This window comes from Chryseobacterium endalhagicum (genome assembly GCF_016745235.1).
In the GTDB taxonomy this organism is placed as follows: Bacteria; Bacteroidota; Bacteroidia; order Flavobacteriales; family Weeksellaceae; genus Chryseobacterium; species Chryseobacterium endalhagicum.
Genome location: NZ_JAELVM010000001.1, coordinates 357,571 through 382,643 on the forward strand (window position 1 = coordinate 357,571; position 25,073 = coordinate 382,643).

Annotated in this window: 12 protein-coding genes; 6 read left to right on the plus strand and 6 right to left on the minus strand. The window is 38.2% G+C overall.

Annotated features, from left to right (window positions below):
- Window positions 1-126: 126 nt before the first annotated feature.
- Window positions 127-711 (minus strand): ribonuclease HII, encoded by a 585-nt coding sequence (locus JET18_RS01585; RefSeq protein WP_202088778.1) that lies wholly within the window; start codon window positions 709-711, stop codon window positions 127-129.
- Between the two features lie 306 nt (window positions 712-1,017).
- Between JET18_RS01585 and JET18_RS01590 the strand changes: the two genes are divergently transcribed.
- From JET18_RS01590 to argS, 5 genes are all read left to right on the plus strand, one after another.
- Complete coding sequence (locus tag JET18_RS01590) at window positions 1,018-4,023, plus strand: SusC/RagA family TonB-linked outer membrane protein (protein ID WP_202088785.1); 3,006 nt, start codon at window positions 1,018-1,020, stop codon at window positions 4,021-4,023.
- 12 nt (window positions 4,024-4,035) lie between these two features.
- Window positions 4,036-5,670 carry a SusD/RagB family nutrient-binding outer membrane lipoprotein gene (locus JET18_RS01595; RefSeq protein ID WP_202088788.1) on the plus strand — a complete coding sequence of 545 codons (1,635 nt, stop codon included), beginning with the start codon at window positions 4,036-4,038 and terminating at the stop codon, window positions 5,668-5,670.
- A 418-nt stretch (window positions 5,671-6,088) separates the two neighbouring features.
- Window positions 6,089-9,118, plus strand: coding sequence for a SusC/RagA family TonB-linked outer membrane protein (locus JET18_RS01600; RefSeq protein WP_202088797.1), 3,030 nt, complete (start codon window positions 6,089-6,091; stop codon window positions 9,116-9,118).
- 5 nt (window positions 9,119-9,123) lie between these two features.
- Window positions 9,124-10,554 carry a SusD/RagB family nutrient-binding outer membrane lipoprotein gene (locus JET18_RS01605; RefSeq protein WP_202088799.1) on the plus strand — a complete coding sequence of 477 codons (1,431 nt, stop codon included), beginning with the start codon at window positions 9,124-9,126 and terminating at the stop codon, window positions 10,552-10,554.
- 123 nt (window positions 10,555-10,677) lie between these two features.
- The gene (argS, locus tag JET18_RS01610; protein WP_202088801.1) at window positions 10,678-12,444 is read left to right on the plus strand and encodes an arginine--tRNA ligase; all 1,767 of its coding nucleotides are present in this window, start codon (window positions 10,678-10,680) and stop codon (window positions 12,442-12,444) included.
- 174 nt (window positions 12,445-12,618) lie between these two features.
- Here the strand turns inward: argS and JET18_RS01615 are convergent, their stop codons facing one another.
- The 5 genes from JET18_RS01615 to ccoN all read right to left on the minus strand — a co-directional run bounded on the left by JET18_RS01615 (window position 12,619) and on the right by ccoN (window position 24,560).
- Window positions 12,619-13,551, minus strand: coding sequence for a YihY/virulence factor BrkB family protein (locus JET18_RS01615; RefSeq protein ID WP_202088802.1), 933 nt, complete (start codon window positions 13,549-13,551; stop codon window positions 12,619-12,621).
- Between the two features lies 1 nt (window position 13,552).
- A complete protein-coding gene (gene tamL / locus JET18_RS01620) occupies window positions 13,553-15,877 on the minus strand; it encodes a translocation and assembly module lipoprotein TamL (protein WP_202088804.1) in 2,325 nt (774 codons plus the stop codon).
- Window positions 15,877-20,910 carry a translocation/assembly module TamB gene (locus JET18_RS01625; RefSeq protein ID WP_202088807.1) on the minus strand — a complete coding sequence of 1,678 codons (5,034 nt, stop codon included), beginning with the start codon at window positions 20,908-20,910 and terminating at the stop codon, window positions 15,877-15,879. Before JET18_RS01625 ends, tamL begins: the two co-directional genes overlap by 1 nt.
- 463 nt (window positions 20,911-21,373) lie before the next feature.
- Window positions 21,374-22,261, minus strand: a complete 888-nt coding sequence (locus JET18_RS01630) for a cbb3-type cytochrome c oxidase N-terminal domain-containing protein (RefSeq protein ID WP_202088809.1) — start codon at window positions 22,259-22,261, stop codon at window positions 21,374-21,376.
- Window positions 22,262-22,280: 19 nt separating this feature from the next.
- The gene (ccoN, locus tag JET18_RS01635; protein ID WP_202088811.1) at window positions 22,281-24,560 is read right to left on the minus strand and encodes a cytochrome-c oxidase, cbb3-type subunit I; all 2,280 of its coding nucleotides are present in this window, start codon (window positions 24,558-24,560) and stop codon (window positions 22,281-22,283) included.
- Between the two features lie 186 nt (window positions 24,561-24,746).
- Here ccoN and JET18_RS01640 point away from each other — a divergent pair, with 186 nt between their 5' ends.
- On the plus strand, window positions 24,747-25,040 hold the full coding sequence (locus JET18_RS01640; RefSeq protein ID WP_202088813.1) for a helix-turn-helix domain-containing protein: 294 nt from the start codon (window positions 24,747-24,749) through the stop codon (window positions 25,038-25,040).
- Window positions 25,041-25,073: the final 33 nt, after the last annotated feature.

The window sequence follows — 25,073 nt, forward strand, 5'->3', positions numbered from 1 at the left end:
CAATAGAACTGGCTGGAATTCCGGCTGCAGTAAAGAGCAAAAACAGATCACTTATAATGAAAAAGAGAAGCAGATCTGCTTCTCTTTTTTAGTTTTATATCATCGGATTCATTAATCAATAAAGTTTTAATCATATTTCAGTCTGAATGACTGTCTGTGATGTTTTGTGGGACCGAATTTAATTAAAGCTTCCTGATGGGCTTTTGTGGCATATCCGAAATTAGTGTTCCAGCTGTATTCAGGATGATCCTCATGGAGTTCTATCATTAATTTATCCCTGTAGTTTTTAGCCAGAATAGAAGCTGCTGCGATAGACAAAACCTTTGAATCACCTTTAATGATGCATTGGTGGGGAATGTAATTATAAGGATGGAATTTGTTTCCGTCTACCAGAATCAGTTCCGGTATTATCGTTAACTGGTCCAAAGCCCGGTGCATGGCATGAATACTCGCATTAAGGATATTGTGCTCATCAATGAATGAAGGGGGAAGCTCTGCGATAGCATAATTTTTTACATTGTCTTTGATATAGCTGTCCAGTTCCATTCTTGTCTTGAATGTTAATTTCTTGGAGTCATTCACCAGATTTTGCTCAAAACTGTCATCCAGAATGACAGCTGCGGCTACTACAGGCCCGCTCAGGCATCCTCTTCCTACTTCATCACATCCCGCTTCGATGTAAAGGTCTGTCCATTTGTGCATTAGATCCATGAATATTATTTGTATAGATTGGTAAAATTAGTAAAAAATACAAATTGATTGAAAATGCAGTTTATCCTGTGGTAATGGTACTTTTGTAGATTTAATTCACATATATTGTGAAATATTTGTAATATTGATAAAACATATTTTGGTGTCTTATTTCAGTATTTTTTATTTTTTAACTAATACTTTTTATTAATATAGTCATATTGTTTCGTTTTATTATTGAATTTAAAATTATTTAACGTAAAATTTTGTATTTTTAAGAAAGTTTCACATATTTGCAAATCATTAAAAAATTATAATCAATTAAACATGAAGAAATTAACAACTAGTGTTTTAGCGATAGTGCTTACCGCTTCCTTTGGATTGGTCAGTGCGCAAAATACGCAAGATGATACTTTACAGGTTAATGACATCCGGGAGATTGTTGTTACAGGTGCACTTGGTCTTAAAAAAAGACAGGATGCGGTTACATCTTCTAATCAGGTAGTAAATGCTGCTGAAATTACTCAGGCAAATAACCCGAACCCTGTTCTGGCACTTACCGGGAAAGTTTCCGGACTTCAGATCAACACGACTAATACCTCTGTGAATTCTACGGCAAGAGTAGTTTTAAGAGGTCCGAGATCGGTTTCAGGAAACAACCAGGCATTGGTGGTTATTGATGGTGTGATCTCTTCGCTGGCAATTTATCAGAATTTACCACCTGAAATTATTGAAAACGTTAACGTTATCAAGGGTATGCAGGGAGCAGCTCTGTATGGTGAAAAAGGGAGTAACGGTGTTTTGATTGTAACAACCAAAAGAGGATCAAAATCTGAAAAGTTACAGTTTTCATTAACGAACTCTGTAGATTTTTCTTCTGTTTATAAACTTCCTTATTTCCAGGAACTGTATGGACAAGGATGGCCTGGAGATGCTTTTGATACCACTGAATATGGCGGAACAACCTGGACTCCTTATGAGAACTCTGCATGGGGCCCGGCTTATAACTCAGTATTGGGAGGACAAAGTTTATATGTGGGGCTTCCACAGGCGAACAATCAGTTTCTTAGAGAAACATTCTCTCCTAAAAAGGATCACGTAGCTAATTTCTTTAAAACAGGTGTTTTATTCCAGAACGGTATTTCTGTTTCTGCGGGAGGATCTGATTCTTATGTGTTTTTATCTGCCAACAGAACGCAGAATGATTTCGTTGTAGAAAATGACCAGCTTAAAAGAAATAACTTTATTCTAAAAGCAGGAAAGAAATTAGGGAACTTCAGAATTGATGGTAACGTTAACTACTTAGATTTAAGTACTTCAGAAACTTCTGCAGGATTATATGATCAGTTGTTACAAACGCCTACGAACGTTGATATCAGAAAGTTCAGATACTCACTTCCGGATGCCAGTCACTCAATTTATATTACGAATCCTTATTGGACTATCGATAATGAGAGATATAACAATAAGAGCAGAACTTTTACAGGATTAATTAATCTTGAGTACAATTTAAATAAGAATATCTCCTTTACATATGCAGGATCAGTAACATCCATATCTTCCATTGCAGAAAGTTACCTGAATGCATTTGCTTATGACAGGATTTATCAGGGTACAGGGACGTATCTGGATGGGCATTCTCCAAGTGATGGAACTTTTGCAAGAGAGCCAATTGTTTCCAGTTACTATAAATCAGTGGGTTCTGGATTTAGATATTATGGCGATTTAATGGCGAACTTTGATTATGACCTAACGGATAATATCAATATGAGGCTTAACGTGGGACACAATATCCAGGATAATACGTCCTCTACAACACAAGTTGGGGGAACCAACCTTAAAATTCCAGGATGGTATCATATTACCAATGTTTTGAATCCTGATCCTTTCTATAAACTTGATAATGGTAAATCACAGGTGAGATCTTATGCTTGGTTTGCCAACCTGGATCTTGCTTATAAAGATTATTTATTCCTGAATTCTACCTTCAGATATGAAAAAAGTTCTCTTATCAGCTTAAATCCTAGAGATATTGATGGAAATGCGTTGCCTTTTTCAAATAAGCCTTTTGCTTATTATTCTGTAGGGGCGTCCTTTATTCCTACAAAAGCATTTGAAAATATTAAAGGAAAAGTACTGAACTATGCTAAAGTGAGCTTATCATTCAGTAGGGTAGGTAACGTACAGACTATCCCTGTGTATGGTCTTGACCGTGTGGGTGCTTTCCCAACAGGATATCCTTTCGGTAATTTATCTTCATCGCTACCTACGGCTAACTTCTATGCTCCGGATATTGAACCGGAATTCTATAACTCTAAAGAAGCTGGATTACAGTTAGGATTCTTTAATGACCGTATTACTTTTGATGGGTCAGTATATAGAAATGATACCAATAACTTAATTACTTTGGTGACTACTTCTTCTGCTTCGGGAATTACTGGTATTCTTAATAATATCGGGGATAGCCGTAATGAGGGGTTTGAATTGGATTTAGGTTTTACACCGATCAAATCCAAAAATTTTGAATGGAAAATAAGAGGATCTTATACTACATACAGAACAAAGATTCTTTCCTTAGCTGATGGTTCTGACGAGACTCCATTGAATGTGATCTCAAGACCAACTGTAGGAATTTATGCTGTAGTGGGAGAAGATTTCCCAATGATCAAAGGAACTAAGTACCAAAGAGATCCTAATGGAAATATTATTGTTGACAGAAACGGAAACCCTCTGACTACTTCAACTTTGGAAGTTTTAGGAAAGGTAAATCCTGATTATATCCTGGGTTTCAGTACTTCATTTAAATTTAAAGGAATTACATTAAGTGCTGTTGCAGATTACAGAACCGGAAACAGCTTTGTTCCGCTTTCTAAAGAATTACTTGCTTATGCCGGGCATCTTGAGCAGACTGCGACTTTCGACAGAAACCAGGGGTATGTTGTTCCTAACTCAGTTCAGTTGGTAAACGGACAGTATGTACCAAATACAACACCTGTAGGAGATGATGCGTCTTACTTCGGAACCAATGAATACTTTACGAACGGTAATTTCCGTAGAGTAGGTGAGGAGCATGTAATTGACGGTACTGCCTTTAAAATAAGGGAGATTGCTTTGAGTTATGATATCCCGAAATCTGTATTAAGAAATACATTTGTTAACTCATTAACCATAGGAGTGTATGCAAGAAATCCTATTGCGATTTATGCAAAGAGCAACAGAAACTATGCTGATCCGGAAACAGCTACAACCAGCGGAAATGCTGCAGGTTTGGCGTCTACAGGACAATATCCTACTATCAGAAACTTTGGCTTCAACTTAAATGTAACTTTCTAATTATTGAATAAAATGAAAAAGAATAAATTTTTAACAGCTCTGTCCATTGTGGCATTAAGTATAGCGGCGACTTCCTGCTCTAATGAGTATCTGGATGTCAATGATAATCCTAATGCAATACAGGCAGAGTCGATTACTCCGGATCTTATGCTTCCGGGAGCTATCAGTACGGCTTACAGAACGCAAGGAGGTACAATGGTGCAGTTTGGGAACTTAATGATGAACAGCTGGGCTGGAAACACATACAGTTTTGGAGGTGCATTTTCAAGAGAATTTAACTTGGGATCAATAGATAATACTTTTTATACAGGTATTTGGGGGCTATATCCTAGAATAGCTAATTTTGCTCAAATAGAAATCTATCCCAATGCTGATCATAAGCAGGATAATTATATTGCGATCGCAAAAATTATGAAAGCATATTATATGCAGTATATTGTGGATCTTTACGGGGATGTTCCTTATTCTGAAGCCTTTAAAGGAAGGGATAATATGACGCCTAAGTATGATCAGGATTCAGATATTTACAAGGCACTTATTACAAGCCTGGAAGAAGCGAATGCTATTATTGCAGCGGGGAATGCTAATGCTGAAAATCCGGGAGCTGCAGATATTGTTTTCCACGGAACTATGACGAAATGGGCATCTTTCTCCAATACAATTAAATTAAGAATGCTGGTTAGAATGTCTAAAGTGACAGGTGATCTTGCGGCGTACAGGGATGCGAAATTACAGACTCTTGCCAGTGCAACATTTATTGATGAAGAGGTTGTAGTAAATCCTGGATATAGTGCTGCTACTGACGATCAGATGAATCCTTATATTCTTAACTGGGCAAGAACTTCAGCAGGAACTCAGGTTCAGAATTATGGACTTGTTGTTGCTTCCGAGCATATGGCAAATGCATTAGAGGGTAATCTTATCCTGAATGATGCCAACTATTCTAAATTTACAGGATTAAAAGATCCTAGAAGAAGCAGGTTATTTACCAATGTAGCCTCTGTTGATTATAATGGAAATGCATTTACAGGATTGAAGGGAATCAGACAGGGAGCTGTTCCTGGTCAGCCTGGAGCGCCTATCAGTAATACGAACACTTCAAAGCTGGGGATTGGTAATTTTGCAGGATCGGCTGCTATCAGTACCTGGACGGATGTAATTGATGTTAATAACGGACGTGGTGGAGTATTGATGTCAAGTGCGGAAAGTAACTTCCTGCAGGCTGAAGCTGCACTTAGATGGCCGTCTGTTTTTACATTTAGTCCGCAGGCTAAATTTGAATCAGCGATCAAATCTAATGCTGCCTGGTTGGGTGCAAATGCTGCAACAACGACAGCTTATATTACTTCGGCTAATGCCAGACCAGGACTGGGTTGGACAGGTTCTACACAACAGAAGATTGAAGCAATTATGACTCAGAAGTGGATTGCTTTAACGAATGTAAATCCTACAGAAATGTTTATTGAATATAACAGAACAGGATATCCATGGACGCCATTGGCGGTTACGGCTCAACAAGTTAATAAGCCGTACCGATTGATTTATCCATTCTCTGAATATGCTGCGAATGCTGCAAATGTTCCTAATATATCTGCTGCAGATATATTTGTTAAAAATCAGCATACACCTTTCTGGAATCAAAATTAAATTTGACAGATTTTTAATATATTTTTATTTACCGCCCTCGGGCGGTTTTTTTATTTTATTAATTGAATGCTCGCTTTTGTGAGTATAAAATATGATATGCATAGCATTGCTTTTTAAGAAGAGTGTTTTTTTATTTTTCATTGAAAAGTGAGTAATTGTTTTGATTATCAGTCTGTTATTGCGCTTTTTTTAAATATTCTATATAGAAAATATCAATTAAAAGCATTTGTGTATTTATGAAAAAAAATAATATAAAAATGTTTTGTTTTTGTTAATTGTTTTGTTTTTAACTTAATTTAATAAATTTTTTGAATATTGTTTTATGAAATGATGAACATTTGATATTTTTTTAAGATTTTGTTTTGTGTTTTTAAGAAAGTTTTACAAATTTGTACAGTCCACAAAATTAAAATTTGATATGAAGAAACTAACAACAAGTCTGCTTGTTTTAGTATTGTCCTCATCTGTTGCAATTGCAAACGCCCAACAGACGAATGATACTGTAAAAACAAAGGAAATTGAGGGGGTAGTAGTAACTGCACTCGGAATTAAAAGAGAAAAAAGATCTCTCGGCTATGCAACCCAGGAAGTGAAAGGGGATGCCGTAAATAAAAACCCTACAACCAACTTCTTAAATAACCTATCCGGAAAAGTAGCTGGATTAGAGATCAAGCAAAGTACCAACTTTGGTGGTTCTATCAACGTTGTTACAAGAGGGTATAAATCTTTATTAGGTGATAACCAGGCACTTTTTGTGGTAGATGGTGTTCCTATTATGAATAAGAATATCAATACTGCAAATCAATCTTCTGGTGGTGGAGGTTATGACTATGGAAGTTCTGTATCTGATATCAATCCCAATGACATAGAAACACTTAACGTGCTTAAAGGAGCTGCAGCAACTGCATTATATGGTTCCAGAGCTCAGAATGGTGCTATTATTATTACCACGAAAAGAGGAAAGAAAAATAAGGAAGGAATAGGGATGGAATTTTCTACTTCTATCACGATGTCTACAATAGATAAATCAACCTTCCCGGAATATCAGACACAATATGGGCAAGGATACACAGGAAGAAGTTTTAGTACTGCATTGTATCAGGGAAGCCCAAGAGTGGCTTTTGGGAATGATGCTTCCTATGGATCGCCTTATGATGGATCTATGGTATGGCAGTATGGTGCTTTTATTCCCGGATCTCCAACCGAAGGGCAGAGGACGCCATGGCAGATGGCTAAGAACGGACCGATTAAATTCTTCAATACCGGGACCAATTATGTGAACAGTTTAGCTTTCAATGGAGGAAATGATCAGGCAACTTATCGTCTAAGTTATACAAATACGGATGCTTCAGACATAATGCCGAACAGTTCTTTAACTAAAAATAATTTCAGTGGAAATGCATCTTACAAGATAACGGATAAATTAACCGCTAATTTATACGCCAATTATATTACTCAAAAAACCGTTGGACGAAATAGTACGGGATATAACGATAATATAATGACGAATTTCAGACAATGGTGGGCTACCAACGTAGATATAAAAGATCTGCAGCACCTGTATAATTCTTTCAGAAAAAATTATACATGGAACATGAGAAGCCAGACCGATCTTACACCTGCTTTCTGGGATAACCCGTATTTTCAGCGATATGAAAACTATCAGAATGACTCTCGTGACAGATTTGCAGGAAACTTCAGCTTAAGCTATGATGTAAATAAAGACATTAACCTATTGGTAAGAATGGGAAGGGATGGTTACACCATGATTACGGAAGACAGAAAAGCAGTTGGTTCATACATTGGAAATGATTTTGGATTAAACGGAACTGTTGACCAGCCTTCAGGTTATGCTACGAATCAGTACAAGTTTTCTGAAACCAATTATGACTTTATTGGGACCTACAAGAAAAATATTACCGATGACTTTAATGTTAATGTATTGTTAGGAGGTAACGTTAACGTACAAAAAACTTATTCTAATCAGCAGTCAACTTCGGGAGGACTTTATATTCCTGGAATTTATACGGTTGCCAATTCAAATTCTTCACCGGTTAGACCTTTAATTTCAGACGTTTCAAAATATGTTTACGGAGTTTTTGGTCAGATTTCCTTAGGGTACAAAAATACCTACTATTTGGAAGGAACATACAGAAGAGATCAATCTACGGCACTTCCTACGAATGATGCAGTGTACTGGTATCCATCATTATCTGCGAGTGTTGTGTTCTCTAATTTAGTGAAAGCAAACTGGCTGAACTTTGGTAAGGTTAGAGCAGCATACGCTGAAGTAGGATCGGATACTAATGCAGACCAACTATTGAATAGATATTTCTCTCAACCTTCTTATGGAGATATTCCTATTTATGCTTACAATACTACACTTAGAAATTTTGAGCTTAAATCACAGGGACTTAAGAATGTGGAAGTGGGTATTGAAGCAAGAATGTTTAATAACCGAGTAGGTTTTGATGTAGCTTGGTTCCAGAATAAAGCATTTGATCAGATCTTACCGCTACCGGTTTCTTTTGCTAACGGTGCATTGGCTAAAACCCAAAATGCAGGTGAGCTTACTACAAAAGGTTTCGAAGTATCCCTTAATGTAACGCCTATTAAAACAACCAATTTTTCCTGGGATCTTAATTTAAACTGGTCTAATCCATGGACTAAAGTTACCGCACTTGCTCCGGGTATTGAAAATATTACAATGGGTAGATCACAGGGAGGAGTAAGTATTAATGCCCCTCTTAATGGAGATTACGGTTCAATATGGACTTCCGATTATGTATACGATGCCAACGGACAGCGTATTGTTGGAGAAAACGGTGCCTATCTTGTAACAGATACTCCTACATACAATCAGGGAAGCTTCCAGGCTGACTGGACAGCTGGTTTGAATAACACGATCAATTACAAAAACTTATCATTAAGCTTCTTAATTGACTGGAGAAAAGGAGGAAAAGTATATTCTCTTGACCAGTTTTACGGATATGGAACAGGGGTATATCCTGATTCAGTAGGATTTAATGAATTAGGAAACCCAATCAGAAATACGCTTGCTACAGGAGGAGGTGTGATTTTACCAGGTGTGATGGAGAGTCCAACTAATCCGGGAACATATATTCCGAATACGATAAGACTTGACAGGTCACAATCCAGCCAGGTTTTAGGAACTGACCTTCCTGGAGCTGCCTACGTGTATGATGCAAGTTTCATCAAATTAAGAGAGGTAGCCATAACCTATAAATTTAATAAAGAGTTTTTCAATTCTAAATTTATACAGGGAATGTCTGTAAGTTTAATTGGTAATAACTTATGGATCATGCATAAAAACTTACCTTACTCTGATCCGGAAGCTGGATTGTCTTCAGGAAACCTTCAGGGATATCAATCTGGTCCGATGCCGGCTACGAGAAACATTTCATTTAATGTAAAAATTAATTTCTAAAGAACATGAAAAAATATATAATAACATCAATATTAGCGCTTTTGTTTGTAGGATGTTCAACAACTGATGATGTCAATTTGGATGACCATGCATTTTACAATACAACTCAGGAGTCCTTACTGACCTATTCACAAAAGGAGCTTAGTGATTATATGAACACGCCTAGTGTGAATGAAAACAACTTTAGGCTGACCATGCAGTACTGGACGGAAACTATTTACGTAAATGAAAGTAATTATGACTTTACAAATAGAAACGTATCCAATAATGTCTGGACTGACAATTATGTGAATGTACTGAAAAACCTAGATCAGGCAGAAGGGATCATTAATGCCTATACACCTACTCCTTCAGAACTTACGACATGGCCTGGTAAAAAGAAAAATCAGCTGGCCATCATTGATATGATGAAAATCTATACATATCAGGTTTTAGTAGATACTTATGGTGATATACCTTATACCCAAGCATTAAATATAGATGCTTATCCACTTCCGAAATATGATAAAGCTGCTGATATTTATTCTTCACTGATTACCAAATTAACTGCAGACATAAATAATCTGTCGGCTAGCGCAGGTACGTTTGGTAATGGAGATATTTACTATAAAGGAGATATCGGAAAATGGAAAAAATTTGGAAATTCATTATTACTTAAATTGGGGATCGCTTTGGCAGATGTTAATCCATCTTTAGCGCAAAATACTGTAAATCAAGCTTTAGCAGGTGGAGTGATCACGTTGTCCAGTGATAATTGCCAGTTCCAATATCTTGGGGCCTCTCCAAACGAAAATCCTATGTTCCAGGAAACTGGTTCCAGAGATGATTTTATTGCAGGAAAGACATTGGTTGATTATATGAATACTAACAATGACACAAGAATCAGCAAATATTATACAGATGTGGATGGAGACTATATTGGTCAGGTTATAGGAACACCAGGAGAATTTGCGGATTTTTCAAATGCAGGAGCATTCGCATATACAGCTACTACACCTGGAGTGATTCTGAGCAGTACAGAAGTATTGTTTTATCGTGCTGAAGCTGCTGCAAGATGGGGAATTGGAGGTGCCCCTGCTACATTATACGCTGATGCTATTACTTCTTCTTTCACGGATTGGGGAGTAGCTTCCGATGCAGTTGCATACATTGCAGCACATCCGTACAATGCAGCAAACTGGAAAAAATCTATCGGGGAGCAGGCTTGGGTAGCGATGTATAATCAGGCAATCACTTCTTGGAATTTCTTCAGAAGATTAGATTATCCTCAATTAGTAGCTCCTGCTACAGCAATTCCTAACGCAGATGGTAAAGTTCCGGTTAGGTTGCAGTATCCTGCGGCTGAAGCTACAACGAATGGTACCAACTATGCTGCTGCCAGTGCTGCAATTGGTGGTGATAGATTGACAACAAAAATATTCTGGGATATCAACTAAAAAATAGTTACTCATATTCAAATAACCGCCTTCGGGCGGTTTTTTTATTTCCGTATATTTGTACTTTAAAATTTTGAAGAAAAAAGACTATTTCCCATAGTCTTAAAAAATTAATAGATACACATGAATATTAAAGATATTATAGAAAAGAAGCTTTCGGAGGTTATTCTGAACGTATATCAGCTGAAAGAAATCAATCTGGAAATTCAGGAAAACAAAACTGAATTCGAGGGGGATTTTACCATCGTTACGTTTCCGCTGGTAAAACAGCTGAAAAAAAATCCGGAAAGCATTGGCATTGAATTGGGAGGAGCTTTGACGGAGTACTCTGACCTGTTCGAAAGTTTCAATGTAGTAAAAGGTTTCCTTAATGTTAAGGTAAAAAACCAGCTGTTTGTGGATAACTTCAGATCTGTGAGCAGCGATTTCGATACTATAGAAAAGAAAAATTCTACGGTAATGGTGGAATATTCTTCTCCGAATACCAATAAACCACTTCACCTTGGACATGTTAGAAATAATTTATTAGGATTTTCTGTAGCCCAGATCTTAAAAGAAGCAGGCTATGATGTGATCAAATCTCAAATTATCAATGACAGAGGAATTCATATCTGTAAGTCAATGCTGGCTTGGGAAAAATTTGGAAAAGGAGAAACTCCGGAGTCAACGAATACAAAAGGCGATAAATTTGTAGGAAATTATTATGTAGAGTTTGATAAGAACTATAAAACAGAAATTGCAGAACTTGTAGCAAAGGGTTCCACAGAAGATCAGGCCAAAAAAGAAGCTCTATCCATTATAGAAGCTCAAAAAATGCTTTTGGATTGGGAGAGTGGCGATGAAACAGTAAGAAATCTGTGGAAAGAAATGAACTCATGGGTTTATAAGGGCTTTAGTGAAACTTACAAAAGATTAGGTGTTGATTTTGATCAGATTCAATACGAAAGCAATACGTATATTTTAGGAAAAGATCTTATCCAGGAAGGACTGGACAAAGGTATTCTTTATCAGAAAGAAGATGGTTCTGTGTGGTGTGATCTTACAGATGAAGGTTTAGATCAAAAATTATTGTTGCGTTCAGATGGAACTTCTGTATATATGACTCAGGATTTGGGAACAGCTGTCGAGCGTTTTAAACAAAATAACATTCAGAAATTAATTTATACAGTAGGAAACGAACAGGATTATCACTTCCAGGTTTTATTTAAAATCTTGAAAAAACTGGGATATTCTTGGGCAGATCAACTATTCCACCTTTCTTATGGAATGGTAGAACTTCCGAACGGAAAAATGAAATCCCGTGAAGGAACTGTGGTAGATGCTGATGACCTGATGGAGGAAATGCATGAGACGGCAAAACTAAAAGCGACAGAACAAGGAAGATTGGAAGGTCTTTCAGAAGAGGAAAAAGTAGCTTCTTATGAAATAATCGGTATGGGTGCTTTGAAATATTTCATGCTGAAAGTGGATCCTAAGAAAAAAATGCTGTTCAATCCGGAAGAAAGTATTGAATTCAACGGGAATACAGGTCCGTTTATTCAATATACCTATGCACGTATTCAATCTTTATTGGCAAAGGCTGATTATCAGTATAAAGAAGTCACTGCTGTTGATGCGAATCAATTTGAAAAAGAACTGATCATATTATTGGTCAATTATAAAAATGTGGTGGAGAAAGCTGCAGAAGCACTAAGCCCGGCATTAGTAGCCAATTATGTGTATGATCTGGTTAAATCTTACAACTCATTCTATCAGAATCAAAGCACTCCGATAGTGAAGCTTGAAGACGAAAATTTAAAACAATTCCGTTTAAATCTATCCGATATAACGGCAAAAACAATACAAAAATCATTAAAACTACTGGGAATAGGAACGGTAAACAGAATGTAAAAATAAAGCCTCCTGAAATTTTTGGGAGGCTATTTTTTTTATAGTGTAAAATGTAAAATGTAAAATGTAAAATGTAAAATGTAAAATGTAAAATGTAAAATGTAAAATGTATTAATGATAAACATCTATTGATACAAGAGAATCTCGCATCTCACAACACGTACCCCGAAACGCTCAACTCTCTCCCAATTCATTCTTCTTTGCACTATCTCTGTACATCTTCGCTGCACTCCATTTTGCATGTTTGGAAAGAACGACTTTGTAACCTTTTTTGTAATTGTACACTTTCGTAAACTCGGCTCCGAAAAAGATCAGCATACAGGAATAATTAATCCACATCATAATTAAAATAACAGTTCCTGCCGCTCCGAAAGTAGATGTAGGTTTGAAATTACCGAAATACAGACTCAGTAAAAATTTACCCAGTGTGAATAAGATGGTAGTCAGTAAAGCCCCTTTCCATACAGGTTTCCAGCTGATTTTTACATCAGGAAGTACTTTGAACATCAGTGCAAACAAGAGCATAACCAGACCAAAACCGATGGCAAAATTCACGAGCTCTACCAGCATATAGGTCTCAAGACCAAAATAGTTGGTGATCCAGTTGTTGAACAGGCTGATCATTGAAGATAAAATCATTGTGATCATCAGTAAGAATCCTAGAATAAGAATCATTCCCAATGAGTTTGCGCGGTCCAGAAGAAATTTGATTAATGCTTTTTTAGGAGCCGCTTCCACATCCCAAAGCGTATTTAAAGTATGTTGCAGCTGAAAAAACAGAGTCGTGGAACCAAAAACCAAAGATCCTATTCCTACGGTTTTCATGAAAATATTCTGTTTGTCAATAAGAGCTCCGGCAATCATTCCTTCAATACTTTTGGCCACATCAGCTCCCATCAATCCGCCGATCTGATTACTGATTTCTCCACGGATGGCTTCCTCACCAAAGAAATTCCCGGCAATCCAGATAATAATAATCAATAGTCCCGGGATAGAAAAAATCGCGTAATAGGCTAAACTTGCCGAATCTTTTGATGCGGAAGAATTGTTCCATTCGTCGAAAGTCTCTTTTAAAGTCTCCCAGAAAAATTTGATTGTATTGATCATATTAGAAAGGATATCCGATGGCTATATTTAAAACTAAATTATCTTTTCTCCATTGTGAATCTCCGAAGTTAATCCGGTTAAATGCCCATCGGTCGCCTTTTTCATAATAAGGAACTCTCAATGGCATCGCAAGATCCAGCCTCAAAATTAAGATAGAGAAATCAAGTCTTAGACCAACTCCGGCTCCAACAGCAATTTCATCCAGAAAATCTTTTGAAAATTTGGCACCCGGTCTGTCTTTATCCTCATTGATTAACCAGACATTCCCTGCATCTGCGAAGACTGCCACATTTAAAAATTTATAAAGATTGGCTCGGTATTCTGCATTTAATTCCAGTTTAATATCTCCGGCCTGATCCAATAAAGTTCCCGGTGGAATGGTTCGCGGATCAAAGCTTCCGGGACCTAAAGTTCTTGCACGGAAGGCACGGATACTATTACTTCCTCCCGAGAAAAACTGTTTGGAGAAAGGAATGAATTCTGAATTTCCATATGGATAGGCAATTCCTCCGATAAATCTGGTAGCCAGCGAAGTTTTCTCTGTAAATTTATGATAGAGCCTGAAGTCATTTTCTATTTTAGCATATTGGCTGAAAGGAATTCCGAAGATCTTTTTTTCTTTTCCCTTTTCAACATTGGCTCCGGTCACCAAACCTGTAATGTTTCCGGCTAAATCCAATGTACCCTTATAATAAATAGTGGTGGGCTTAGACAACATCGTATTGGTGTAGGTGTACGAATAAGTAGGCCCGAAAATAAGTTGCTTTTCAACCACTCTTCGTGCTGCCGGCGTTGTGGCCTGCTCATAAAATTTTTCTGTTACTTTAGCGGGAGAAACCAGTGTAATATCAATGACTTTCAGATCATGTTCCTTTCTGGCATTCTCTTTCCAAACATATCCGAAGGAAGCCGTAAAATTATTAAGAGTATAAAACTGTGTACGGTTTTGAAACTCATAACCTAAAGTAATATTTGTTCTCGGAACAAAAGCACTTGAAGAATTGAAACGGAAAGGAGCCACAATTCTCGGAATAGAAAGCTGAACATTGGTTCCCGCACGGAAAAGATTCTGTGCATTTTCCTGACCTCCCATCTGGAAATCAAATGCGCCGTAAACAGCTGCTTTAAACTGTTCGGCTCCTCTGAAAAAGTTTCTGTGGGTCCAGTTTAAGTTAAGCTCACTACCGGCATAGTTGGCAGAATTGGTTCTTCCCAAAGTTTCCAGTCTCAGCGACTGAATTTGTCTTGGGGTCAGTAAATAATACGCATCAAACTGATGTTTTAAAGAATCCGAAACAATAAATTCATTCTTCACAAATTTGAAAACCCCCAGACTGATCAGACGGTTAAGCGTAAGATTATGATTCGTTCGGTTATAAAGATCTCCTTTTTTGAAATATAATGCCCTGTCGAAGATTTTCGGCTTGAATTTATGCTTGGGATCAATGACGTAAATGTCTTCGTATGCATATTTGGAAAGCGAATCAGGATTCATAGGAACGCTGTATTTGGCTCTTTTTACATCCTGAATATTATAATTCGGGAATACAATCACCTTGTCGATGCTGAACTGATCAGTCGCCAGATCCGGGGTATCTTCTTTTAATTTTACGTTAAGTTCAACCTTATGATTTTTGCTTACCGTACTGTCCGCCTGAACAATAATATTGTCCGGACTGAAATAATAGAATCCTCTTTCTTTTAAGCCGTTATCTATCCTCTCTCTTTCATTTTTAATTACATCAAGATCGAAAGGTTTCCCGGATTTAAGCAGCGTTTTGTTGGCCAGACTTTGAATTTCTTTATTGACCAGTGAAGAATCCTGCTGAAATTTCACATTGCTCACAGAATATCTTGCCCCAGGTCTTAAGGTGTAAATTACCTGTGCTTTTTTATTTTTAGAAACCGTATCATACGTGGCTTTTGCATTGAAATATCCCTTGTTTTCAGAATAATTCTCAATGATTTTTCTGTTGAATTCACGGTCTACATCTCCCAATAATACAGGTTTTTCACCTACTTTATATTTTAGCCAGTAATTGAAACCTTTATCTTTTTTAGGTTCTTTGGCAATATTATAGAAATACAATTTTGGACGAAGCCCTAATATAGAAGAATTAGGTTTAGGAACCAGATTTTCCTCCAGCGCAGCTTTAAGCTCGTTCTTTTCCTTTTTGGGAAGACTGTCGTTCTGGATTTTTACTTCCGCTCCGGTATAAAGCATCTGGCCCTGCTTCAGATATTTTGTATTGCTGCAGGAAAGACTGACAGCGGCAAATACCGACGCGAACGCATATTTCCAATATATATTCAATCTGTTTTTCATTATTTAAATTCTACCACCTGGTTATTCTTGTTTTCTTTTTTACGTCTCTCCTTCTTGGATTTCTGGAAAATCTCACGGAATTTATCATAGTCTAAAGTGATAATGAAACCAACTCCCGTTTCTATGATCTGCCCCTGAAGCGCTACCTGATATTCATCTTTACGGTACGCACGGAGCATATATCTTCCGTCTTTAGACAATGCGTAATCTATCGTTACATTTCCTGCAATGTTGGTCGTATTTTCGTTTTGACGGGCTTCCCCTTCCAGGGCAAAATTACTACCTACAGAAACTTTCAGACGGTCATTCAGTAATTTTTTACTTACCCCAACATTCAGATCTGTACGGGTATTTTTTTCTCCGGTGGAATAATCTTCAGAAGAATCAAGACCTAAGTCTATATCCACTCCTTTGATCAAACCTGAGGCAAGATTGTTCAGCTGTTGCGAAAGAATTTTACTCACACTTTGTCTGGCCATCATTTCAGCCGACATTCCCGCGCCGGATTCAAAAGGATTTTCCCCAATGAAACGATTCAGTAGAAGAAGCGCAAAAACCTGCTTATTCATTTCTGACTCCTGAGTTCTGAGCTGGGTAAGTTTTGCCTCAACAGTACTGACTACTTCCGAAGAAACTGCATTGTTTTTATCATCCGTAGTAATATCAAAACTGATCTGAGGTTTCAGAAGCTCACCTTTCATTTTTAATAAGGTATTGAAAGGGATTCTTTGCTTGTATTGATTAATGGTATTCCCGGATCCGTCGTTGGCTACCTGCTGCTCAACGAGATCTATAGGTGCAGCTTCCGTTTTATATACAGCGGTGATGTCCATAATCGCGGCAGTCGGTTCACCGGTCCACGTAATGGTACTTCCTTTCTGGATATCAAATTTACGTTTCAGAAGACTTACGGAAAGTTCATAAGAACCTTTTTCCACTTCATAAACCCCTACAAGCGTTGTTTTTCCTGAAGGATCAATTCCGCCCGTCAGTTCTGCTTCACCCTGAAGTTTTACAAAATCTCCGTTAGCTTTATCAATCACAATGGACATTTTAGCTTCCTTACTCACTTCAATATTCACACTCACATCCATTCCTTTGATGCGGCTTTGGGCTTTCAGAGAATCGGCTTTAACGGTTTTGTTTAAAACAACCTGATCCTGATCAATGAATTCAACAATTCCGTCTCTCTCCTGTACAGAAGGACTCGATTGAGGAAGGACAAAAGTAAAGTCAGTATCATCAGAAACGGAAAGTCTGCCGTCCACTTTCGGAAGATCTAGGTTTCCGCGGATATGAAGTCCTGCATCAATGGCAAGAATCCCATACATCATCGCGTCATTGGATTTTTCTGAATTCACGACTTTAAAGTCTTTGGCATTCACATCAAGATTGAATGCGAAATCTCTGTACGTCTGCGTAAGAACCTGCCCGTTGATCACAAGAGAATTTCCGTCCTTGTCGTTGATTTTAAATTTATTAAACTCAATACCACGGTTCGTAAAGTCAATTTCATCATTCAGTTTTCTGAAATCACTGCCGGTTTTGGCAATTTCCAGCCCTGCATCATTGAATTTTACTTTACCTAAAATATTCGGTTTTTCTGTATTTCCTGTGATCTTTAAATTCCCTGAAATATAGCCTTCGGTATTTGTTATCGCATTCATGGAGAAGCCCTGAACACTCTTCATCTGAAGCTTGTTGATCGCCATATTCAGATCAAATGTGCTTGAAGAAGTATTGTAGTCTCCAAGAATTTTCACATCGTTATCATTGCCGGATAGGGCAACATCAGCATTTAAAATATTCGGTGAAGAATTATTCACTTTAACCGCCAGATTTCCAACCGCATTTCCGTACACGATCAGATCTGTGATGTTAAGGTCTGAAGTGAAGGTCATATTTTTTGTCACATTACGAAGCTGAGCCGTTCCGTTAATGGTTCCTTTGGCCAGAACCGTATCTTTTTTAATCAGTTCGGTAATGGTTTCTATTTTAAAATCTTTCAGGGCAACATTCAAAGGACTGGCCGGACTTTCAGTTTCAGACTGAAGTGAGATCTGACTTCCTCCATTGGACAAAACAAAATTATCTGCTAAAATCCCTTTGCTGCTGATCTGGATCTTATTGTTTTCAGCAACATTCCAGTCCGAATAATTAAGTTTTAAACCATCCGGGTTCAGAGATATTTCTGTAATATCATTCAGCGATTTGGCCTTTCCTGCAATGAGGAACTGCGTAGCATCTTTGTCGTCTTTGGTGGTAATATTATAATTGATGGTATTATCCGCTACATCTCCGGTCACAGCAATTTTTTTCAGGGTAAAACTGGAACTTTTTAAAGAACCGGCGTTGAGACTGTACTGTAACGCCTGATTTTCATTGGTCACTTTTAAAGCTACATTTTCCAGCGAATTTTCACCATATAATAATTGCGGAATCTGCCCGTCTATTTCAATTTTTTGAGAATCCGCATCATAATTTCCTGCTAAATTGATCGTTTCAAAAGTTTTCAGCTCCGGAACAAATTTCCTGATCAGATCATCATTTTTGATCTTGGCATTGAAGGTGAAAAACTGCCCCGGATCAATTTTCTGTCCTTTAGCAGGCTTCTGGAACTGATAATACTGATTGATTGTCTGCGTTAAAGCACCGAAGATCTGGGTCAGTTTATATTTTCCTTTTAATGAAACATCAGCAATCTGAGAATTGAAAATGATCTGCGTGGAATCCTGTGTAGAAGACGCTTTCAGATTCACTTCCTGCACAGGATACACTTCTTTGGTATCTGAAAACGCGAAATCTTTTAAGTTTAAATAGCCGTTCAGTGCATCCGGATCGAGGCTTGAAAAATCTCCGTCGATCTTTCCTGCGATAATCATGGGTTTCTCATAGAATCCAAGTTTATTCACATCAAGTTTGATCACTTCACCATTGATCTTTACCGTAGGATTTTTTTCACTGTAAACTCCCGAAGCTATTAAATTCAGATTTGCATTCGGATCTTTTGAGTTGAGAACGATATTGTAAACCCCTTTATTAATTTTACCCGTCAGATCCATATTCTGGTAGCGGTATCCTTTGTAAACAGCTGATGCTACATGACCTTTAAGATCTGCTTTTGCATTTTTAAAATCAAAGCTTTCACCTTTTGCAGAAATCTGAGCAGTAACGGCTCCAACATCCTTATTCTTGATAATCTTTCCGACCTGAATGGCCTGAAGATTAGCTTTTACATCATACAGTTCGCGGTTTTTTCTGCTCATATCAACATCTGCCACGATAGCCGCGTTTCCAAGAGTAGAGTAGAGGTTCAGGTCTGCCTTTACCACTTTTGTTGTTCCTTTTGCACTTCCTTTGATACTGAAATGGGAAGGCAGGGAAATATTGGATGGAATGGTGTTTTTCGGAACCAGATTGTAAACCGTTTTAGCTTCTGCTGAAAATTCTCCGATTCTGAGATCATAGTACAGATTTTCAGGTTTCATTGCATTTTTGATTCTTCCCGATGCAGCTACTCTCAACTGGTCAAGGCCTGAAACTTTAAGATCTTTAATCAGTAAATCATTGACGATTCCCTGAACATTGGCATTCACATTCAGAATCGCGTTCGGATATTTATTGAATGGAGCCGTATTTCGTAAAGTCGGAACAATATTCAGGATATCGGCGAAACCTATTTTGGAATCTTTGATATTGGCTGAAATTTTTACAGCACCCGGATTGGAAGTCAGCTGATCAAGGGATTCATAATTTAAAATCACCTCATCACGGATCAGCGTTTTCGGGGTCTGCAGATAAAGATCTTTCAGGTAAGCCTGTTTTTCTTCATAGACAAAATCTGTATTGAATTTCTGGATATCCAGGCCTCTTCCTTCTTTAATTTCTGCTGAATTTACCGTTCCTGCAAACGTATTGTTCTCCATTTTGAAATTTCTTACTTCCACATTCATTTTAGAAAAATTCATGTGGTTGAAATCCATTCCCTGTTTTGTGGGAGCAATTGCGGTGTTGTTGTACACGGCTTTTACATCATTCAGCACCAGTTTTCCGAGAATCACTTTCATCGCTTTATCCTTGTCTGAAACTTTGGAAACTTCAGGTTCTTTTGGGTCCTTCGGATTGGCGTTTTGCGCAGGAAGATAAAGATTGGCGTTAATATCTGCTCCCGAAAGGAAAACATTGGAAATATTGAAAGCATTATTTTCCAGATCCAGTTTATTGACTTTCGTACTTAATTCTTTGAAAAGAACTTTAGCAAAAGTTTTGGTATTGTCATCTCCGTAATCAATATTGAAATTCGTCAGTTTGATTCCTCTCAAGCCAATATTCATCGGCTTTTTATCATTCAGTGAATCTACCTTTTTCTCTACTTTTTTAGACACTTCCTCAAGAAGATCCTGCTTTAATTTTAATTTAAGCCCGTCAAGGTTGATGTCATTAACGGCATAGGTATTTTTATTGAGATCAAAAGTTTTTACTCTTGTATCAAATGATTTGAAATATAACTGAATGTCATTCCTCGACTGCTGGTCGTTGAATGTCACGCCAATATCCTTTAAATTAATCTTATCAAGAGAAATAATAAAAGGCTTGGAAGGACTTTCCTCTTTGTCGCTGGTCGCAAAAGCATTGATGATATAATCGAAATTGAAAGTTCCGTTCGGTTTCCGTACCACATTGGCGCGGGCTCCCTGAAGATCTACCGAAGTGATATCCGCTGTAGAGCTGATCAGTTTCAGCATATTTAAACCCACATCCAGTTTTTTAACGGCCAGAAGCGTGTCCACATCCTGTCCTTTAAGGTAGAGGTTTTCCATTACAAGGCTGTTGGGAAATCCTATGTAAACCCGTTCCAGGCTTACCTGGGTCTTGATTTTTTTCTCAAGATAGACAACCAGTTTGTCTTTGATGAAATTTTGAACGGCGGGAAGCCTCAGACTTAATATCAGGAGGGTAAGAAAAACCAATATCGAAATAAAGGTTATTGCAATACGCTTTAAAATTTTTCTTTTGTTGATTTTTCTTTTCAAATGCAATCGGGTTTCTAACAAAGATAAGAATACTATTTTATTAGCTCTTTGTTGTGGTATCCTATGCAAGTGCAAAAATCCTGCCTTGGCTGCCTGATTATGGAATTTAGTTGAGTAGTTGTCAAGTGAATAGTTGATGACAGCAGCCAGGGCGTGGATTTATTTCTTTAAAAAGCCCCCTTTTATGGTCATTTTTAACGTTGAAAAGGTGTGCAAAAATGAAATTCAAATGTTGGTTTAGTTCAAAGGGGGCAAGGAATATATGGAGATAATAAATTTTTGTTAAGTTTTAAAGGGCTGGAAGCTGGAAGAGGGAGGCTGGAAGTTCATATTGTCCACTCATTTTGATTGTTGTTTTAAAATTTAATGATTTGGTTAAAAAAAATAATAAATGGTTCTCTAAGTCTTCCTTTCGACCTCAATAACTTCCCTCTTCCAGCTTCAAACTTCCAGACTATTAAAACTAATTGTTTCCGTTTTCCCATTTCACTTCTTCACCCTGAGCAGCGGCACCGCCCTGAGCCGGAGTGATAGGAGCCGTTTCCTGGTTGATGTGATAGATATACGCTGCAATTTTCTCAGCATCTCTTCCTGTAATGGTTCCGTCTTTGATGAAAGGACGCATCGTAGGATTATTGGGAGAGCCGTTTTCAAGCATCCAGAAGACATTTTTAAACAGACTTTTTTCTTTGATATTGATCCAGTGGGTATCTGTGAGATTCGGCCCGATGCCTCCTTTTCCACCGTCACCATGGCAGGTAACGCAGTTGGTTTTAAATAATTCCTGGCCTTCAGCGATATTATCGGCGCTGTATTTTGCATTTTCCAGATTGATCTGAGGGGCGTTTTTTTCGTATTCTTCGATGGAAGCAAGCATGGTTTTCACTTCTTTGTCATATTCAGCTTCAGGATGAGCGTATTCCGTGAAGGCAAAAGCCATCAGATACACCACACAGAATATACATCCGAACCAGAACAGACCTATCCACCATTTCGGCAATGAATTGTCAAGCTCTGTGATTCCGTCAAAACCATGATCGATAAGGATGTCTTTTTCTTCTGTAGCAGACTGTTTCTTGAATGCAGAATTCCAAAGTTTCTGGTAATACGGAATGTTTTTTTCTGCTAAATACTCTTTCTTTTCCTCCTCTGATAGTCTGTTGAAACTCTCATTTTCCACCAGATCTCCAATTGAGTTCATGATCAGGAGAAGAATGACAGCGATGAGGATAAGCGCCCAGAAAAACGGCGAGGAAAAATAACCTGAATCTCCGGCGAACATTTCAAACGCCATGATCGTTAAGCCTATCGTTGTTGCGATATATATTGAAATCGGGGTTCTCTTTTTCATTGCAGTACAATTTTATAGGTTACTCAGCACTTGCGGTCTGGATCTGTGTGGTTTTAATATCGGTACCCAATCTTTGCAGATAAGCGATCATCGCTACAATTTCTCTCTGCTCAAGCGGAACATATGATGTTCCTTTTGCCATTTTTTCTTTTTCCATCTGATCTTTCACATCGGTAGCTTCAGAATAAATTCTCTGTACAATCGCCTTGGACTGGTTGTCTGCCCATTGTCCGGCAGAATCTATTTCCGCCTTGGAATAAGGAACATCGAAATAATTTTTCATCAGTTTCATCTTGGCCACCATTTGAGTACGGTCCAGCTGGTTCGTGATCAGCCATGGGAAACGCGGCATAATGGAGCCTGCAGAGGTAATTCTCGGGTTGTACATATGTTTGAAATGCCATGAATCCGGGTTTCTGCCTCCTTCTCTGTGAAGATCCGGTCCGGTTCTCTTGGATCCCCATAAGAATGGTCGGTCATAAATAAATTCTCCCGCTTTGGAATACTGTCCGTTTTTTCCTTCAAACCTCACGATTTCATCACGGAAAGGTCTGATCATCTGGGAATGGCAGGAGTTGCATCCTTCACGAACATATAAATCTCTTCCTTCCAGTTCAAGCGGTGTATAGGGTTTTACAGCGGTGATCGTCGGAACACTTTGTTTTAATGATAAGGTCGGAACGATTTCTATTAATCCGCCGATGGCTACGGTAATGAAAGCCAGGATAGATAATAGTTTTGGTGTTCTTTCCAGCCAAAGGTGTACGCCTTCACCTTCTTTTCTTGCGGTTCCGATATCTGCCAATGCGGGAGCTTCTGCCGGAACGTTTTTCTGGAATGAACCTGATCTTACGGTTTTAATCACATTGATTACCATTAAAATAGCTCCAGAAAGGTAAAGAAGACCTCCTAAGAATCTCATTTTAAAGTAAGGAATGATCGCAGTTACCGTATCCAGCCAGTTTTTCCATAATAGGGTTCCGTCCGGATTGAACTGTTTCCACATCAATCCCTGGGTGAATCCTGAGATATACATCGGAACTGCATAGAAGATAATTCCTAATGTTCCCAGCCAGAAGTGCCAGTTGGCTAATTTTTTAGACCATAACGGGGTTCTCCACATGATCGGGATCAGATAATAGACTACCCCGAAAGCCATGAAACCATTCCATCCAAGCGCACCCAAATGTACGTGCCCGATGACCCAGTCGGTGTAATGCCCGATTTTATTTAAAGATTTTGTAGCTAATAAAGGTCCTTCGAAAGTGGCCATACCATAACAGGTAATTGCTACGACGAAGAATTTAAGGATAGGATTCTCTCTTACTTTATCCCAGGCTCCTCGTAAGGTAAGAAGTCCGTTCAGCATTCCTCCCCATGACGGAGCGATCAGCATAATAGAGAATCCCGTACCTACGGCCTGAGCCCATGCCGGAAGCGCCGTATATTGAAGGTGGTGAGGGCCAGCCCAAAGGTATACGAAGATCAGCGACCAAAAGTGAATAATGGATAATTTATAGGAGAATACAGGACGCTGTGCCGCTTTCGGCATGAAATAGTACATCAGACCCAGTACCGGTGTTGTGAGTACGAATGCTACAGCATTGTGGCCGTACCACCACTGTACAAGTGCATCTTTTACACCGGCATATACGGAATAGGATTTCCAGCTTGTGAATGATAAGGGAACTTCAAGATTATTAAAGATATGCAGCATTGCTACGGCAATCCATGTTGCGATATAGAACCAGATGGCTACATAAAGGTGTCTTACCCTTCTTTTCGCAATGGTTCCGAACATATTGATTCCGAAAATAACCCATGAGAAGGTAATCAGGATGTCAATCGGCCATTCGTGTTCTGCATATTCTTTAGAGGTATTGATTCCCATTAAGAACGTGATCACTACGGCCACGATCATCAGCTGCCAGCTCCAGAAATGAATCCATGAAAGCGTATCGCTGTACATTCTTGTTTTTAAAAGTCTCTGCATGCTGTAATAGGCACCACAGAAGAAGGAATTACATACAAAAGCAAAAATAACGGCACTCGTATGCAGCATTCTGATCCTTCCGAATCCCATGGCACCCTGAGTGTTGATCAGTCCCTGGATATTTCCGCTTCTCAGACTCTGAATCGTGGTATCATCTGTCCCGAATAAAAACTCAGGCAGTTCAGGGTAGAAAAGCATCAGTGCGGCTGAAAGTCCCAGTAGAAAACCAACTAAACCGAATACGATAGTAGCATACAGGAATGCTCTGACAATATTATTGTCATAATTGAATTTTTGCGTCTCCATAATTCCAATAGTGTTGTACCGAAGTGATATGTATCTTCTGAAATCAGATGGTATTAACCTCTGAATTGTGTGAAAAAATAAATATCATGTAACGTGTATAATGTTTTGCCAAAGGTATTTATTAACTTTGTCTAAGGCTAGTAGCTATCCTTCTAAACTATACCGAAAACTACTAAAACAAAAACGATGAAAGTATGTGGTCAAAATATCAGGAAAATCCGTAGGAGCAAAGACTTTACGCAGGAGTATATGGCTTTTGAAATGGGCATTTCCCAAAAGGCCTATTCGGATATTGAAAATTCTAAAGTGAAGATCAATCTGGAAATTCTTACGAAGATCTCGGATATTCTGGAAATCAAACCCTCTGATATCTGCAGCATCTCGCACAAATGCGGAAATGATGGGAACGAAGACCGGTATCAGTCGCTTTTAGAGTACATGAAAAAGAATAATATTTCAATTCCTGAGGAATATTTATAAAGAAATACTTCGTTTTTACTTTTTAATCCTTTA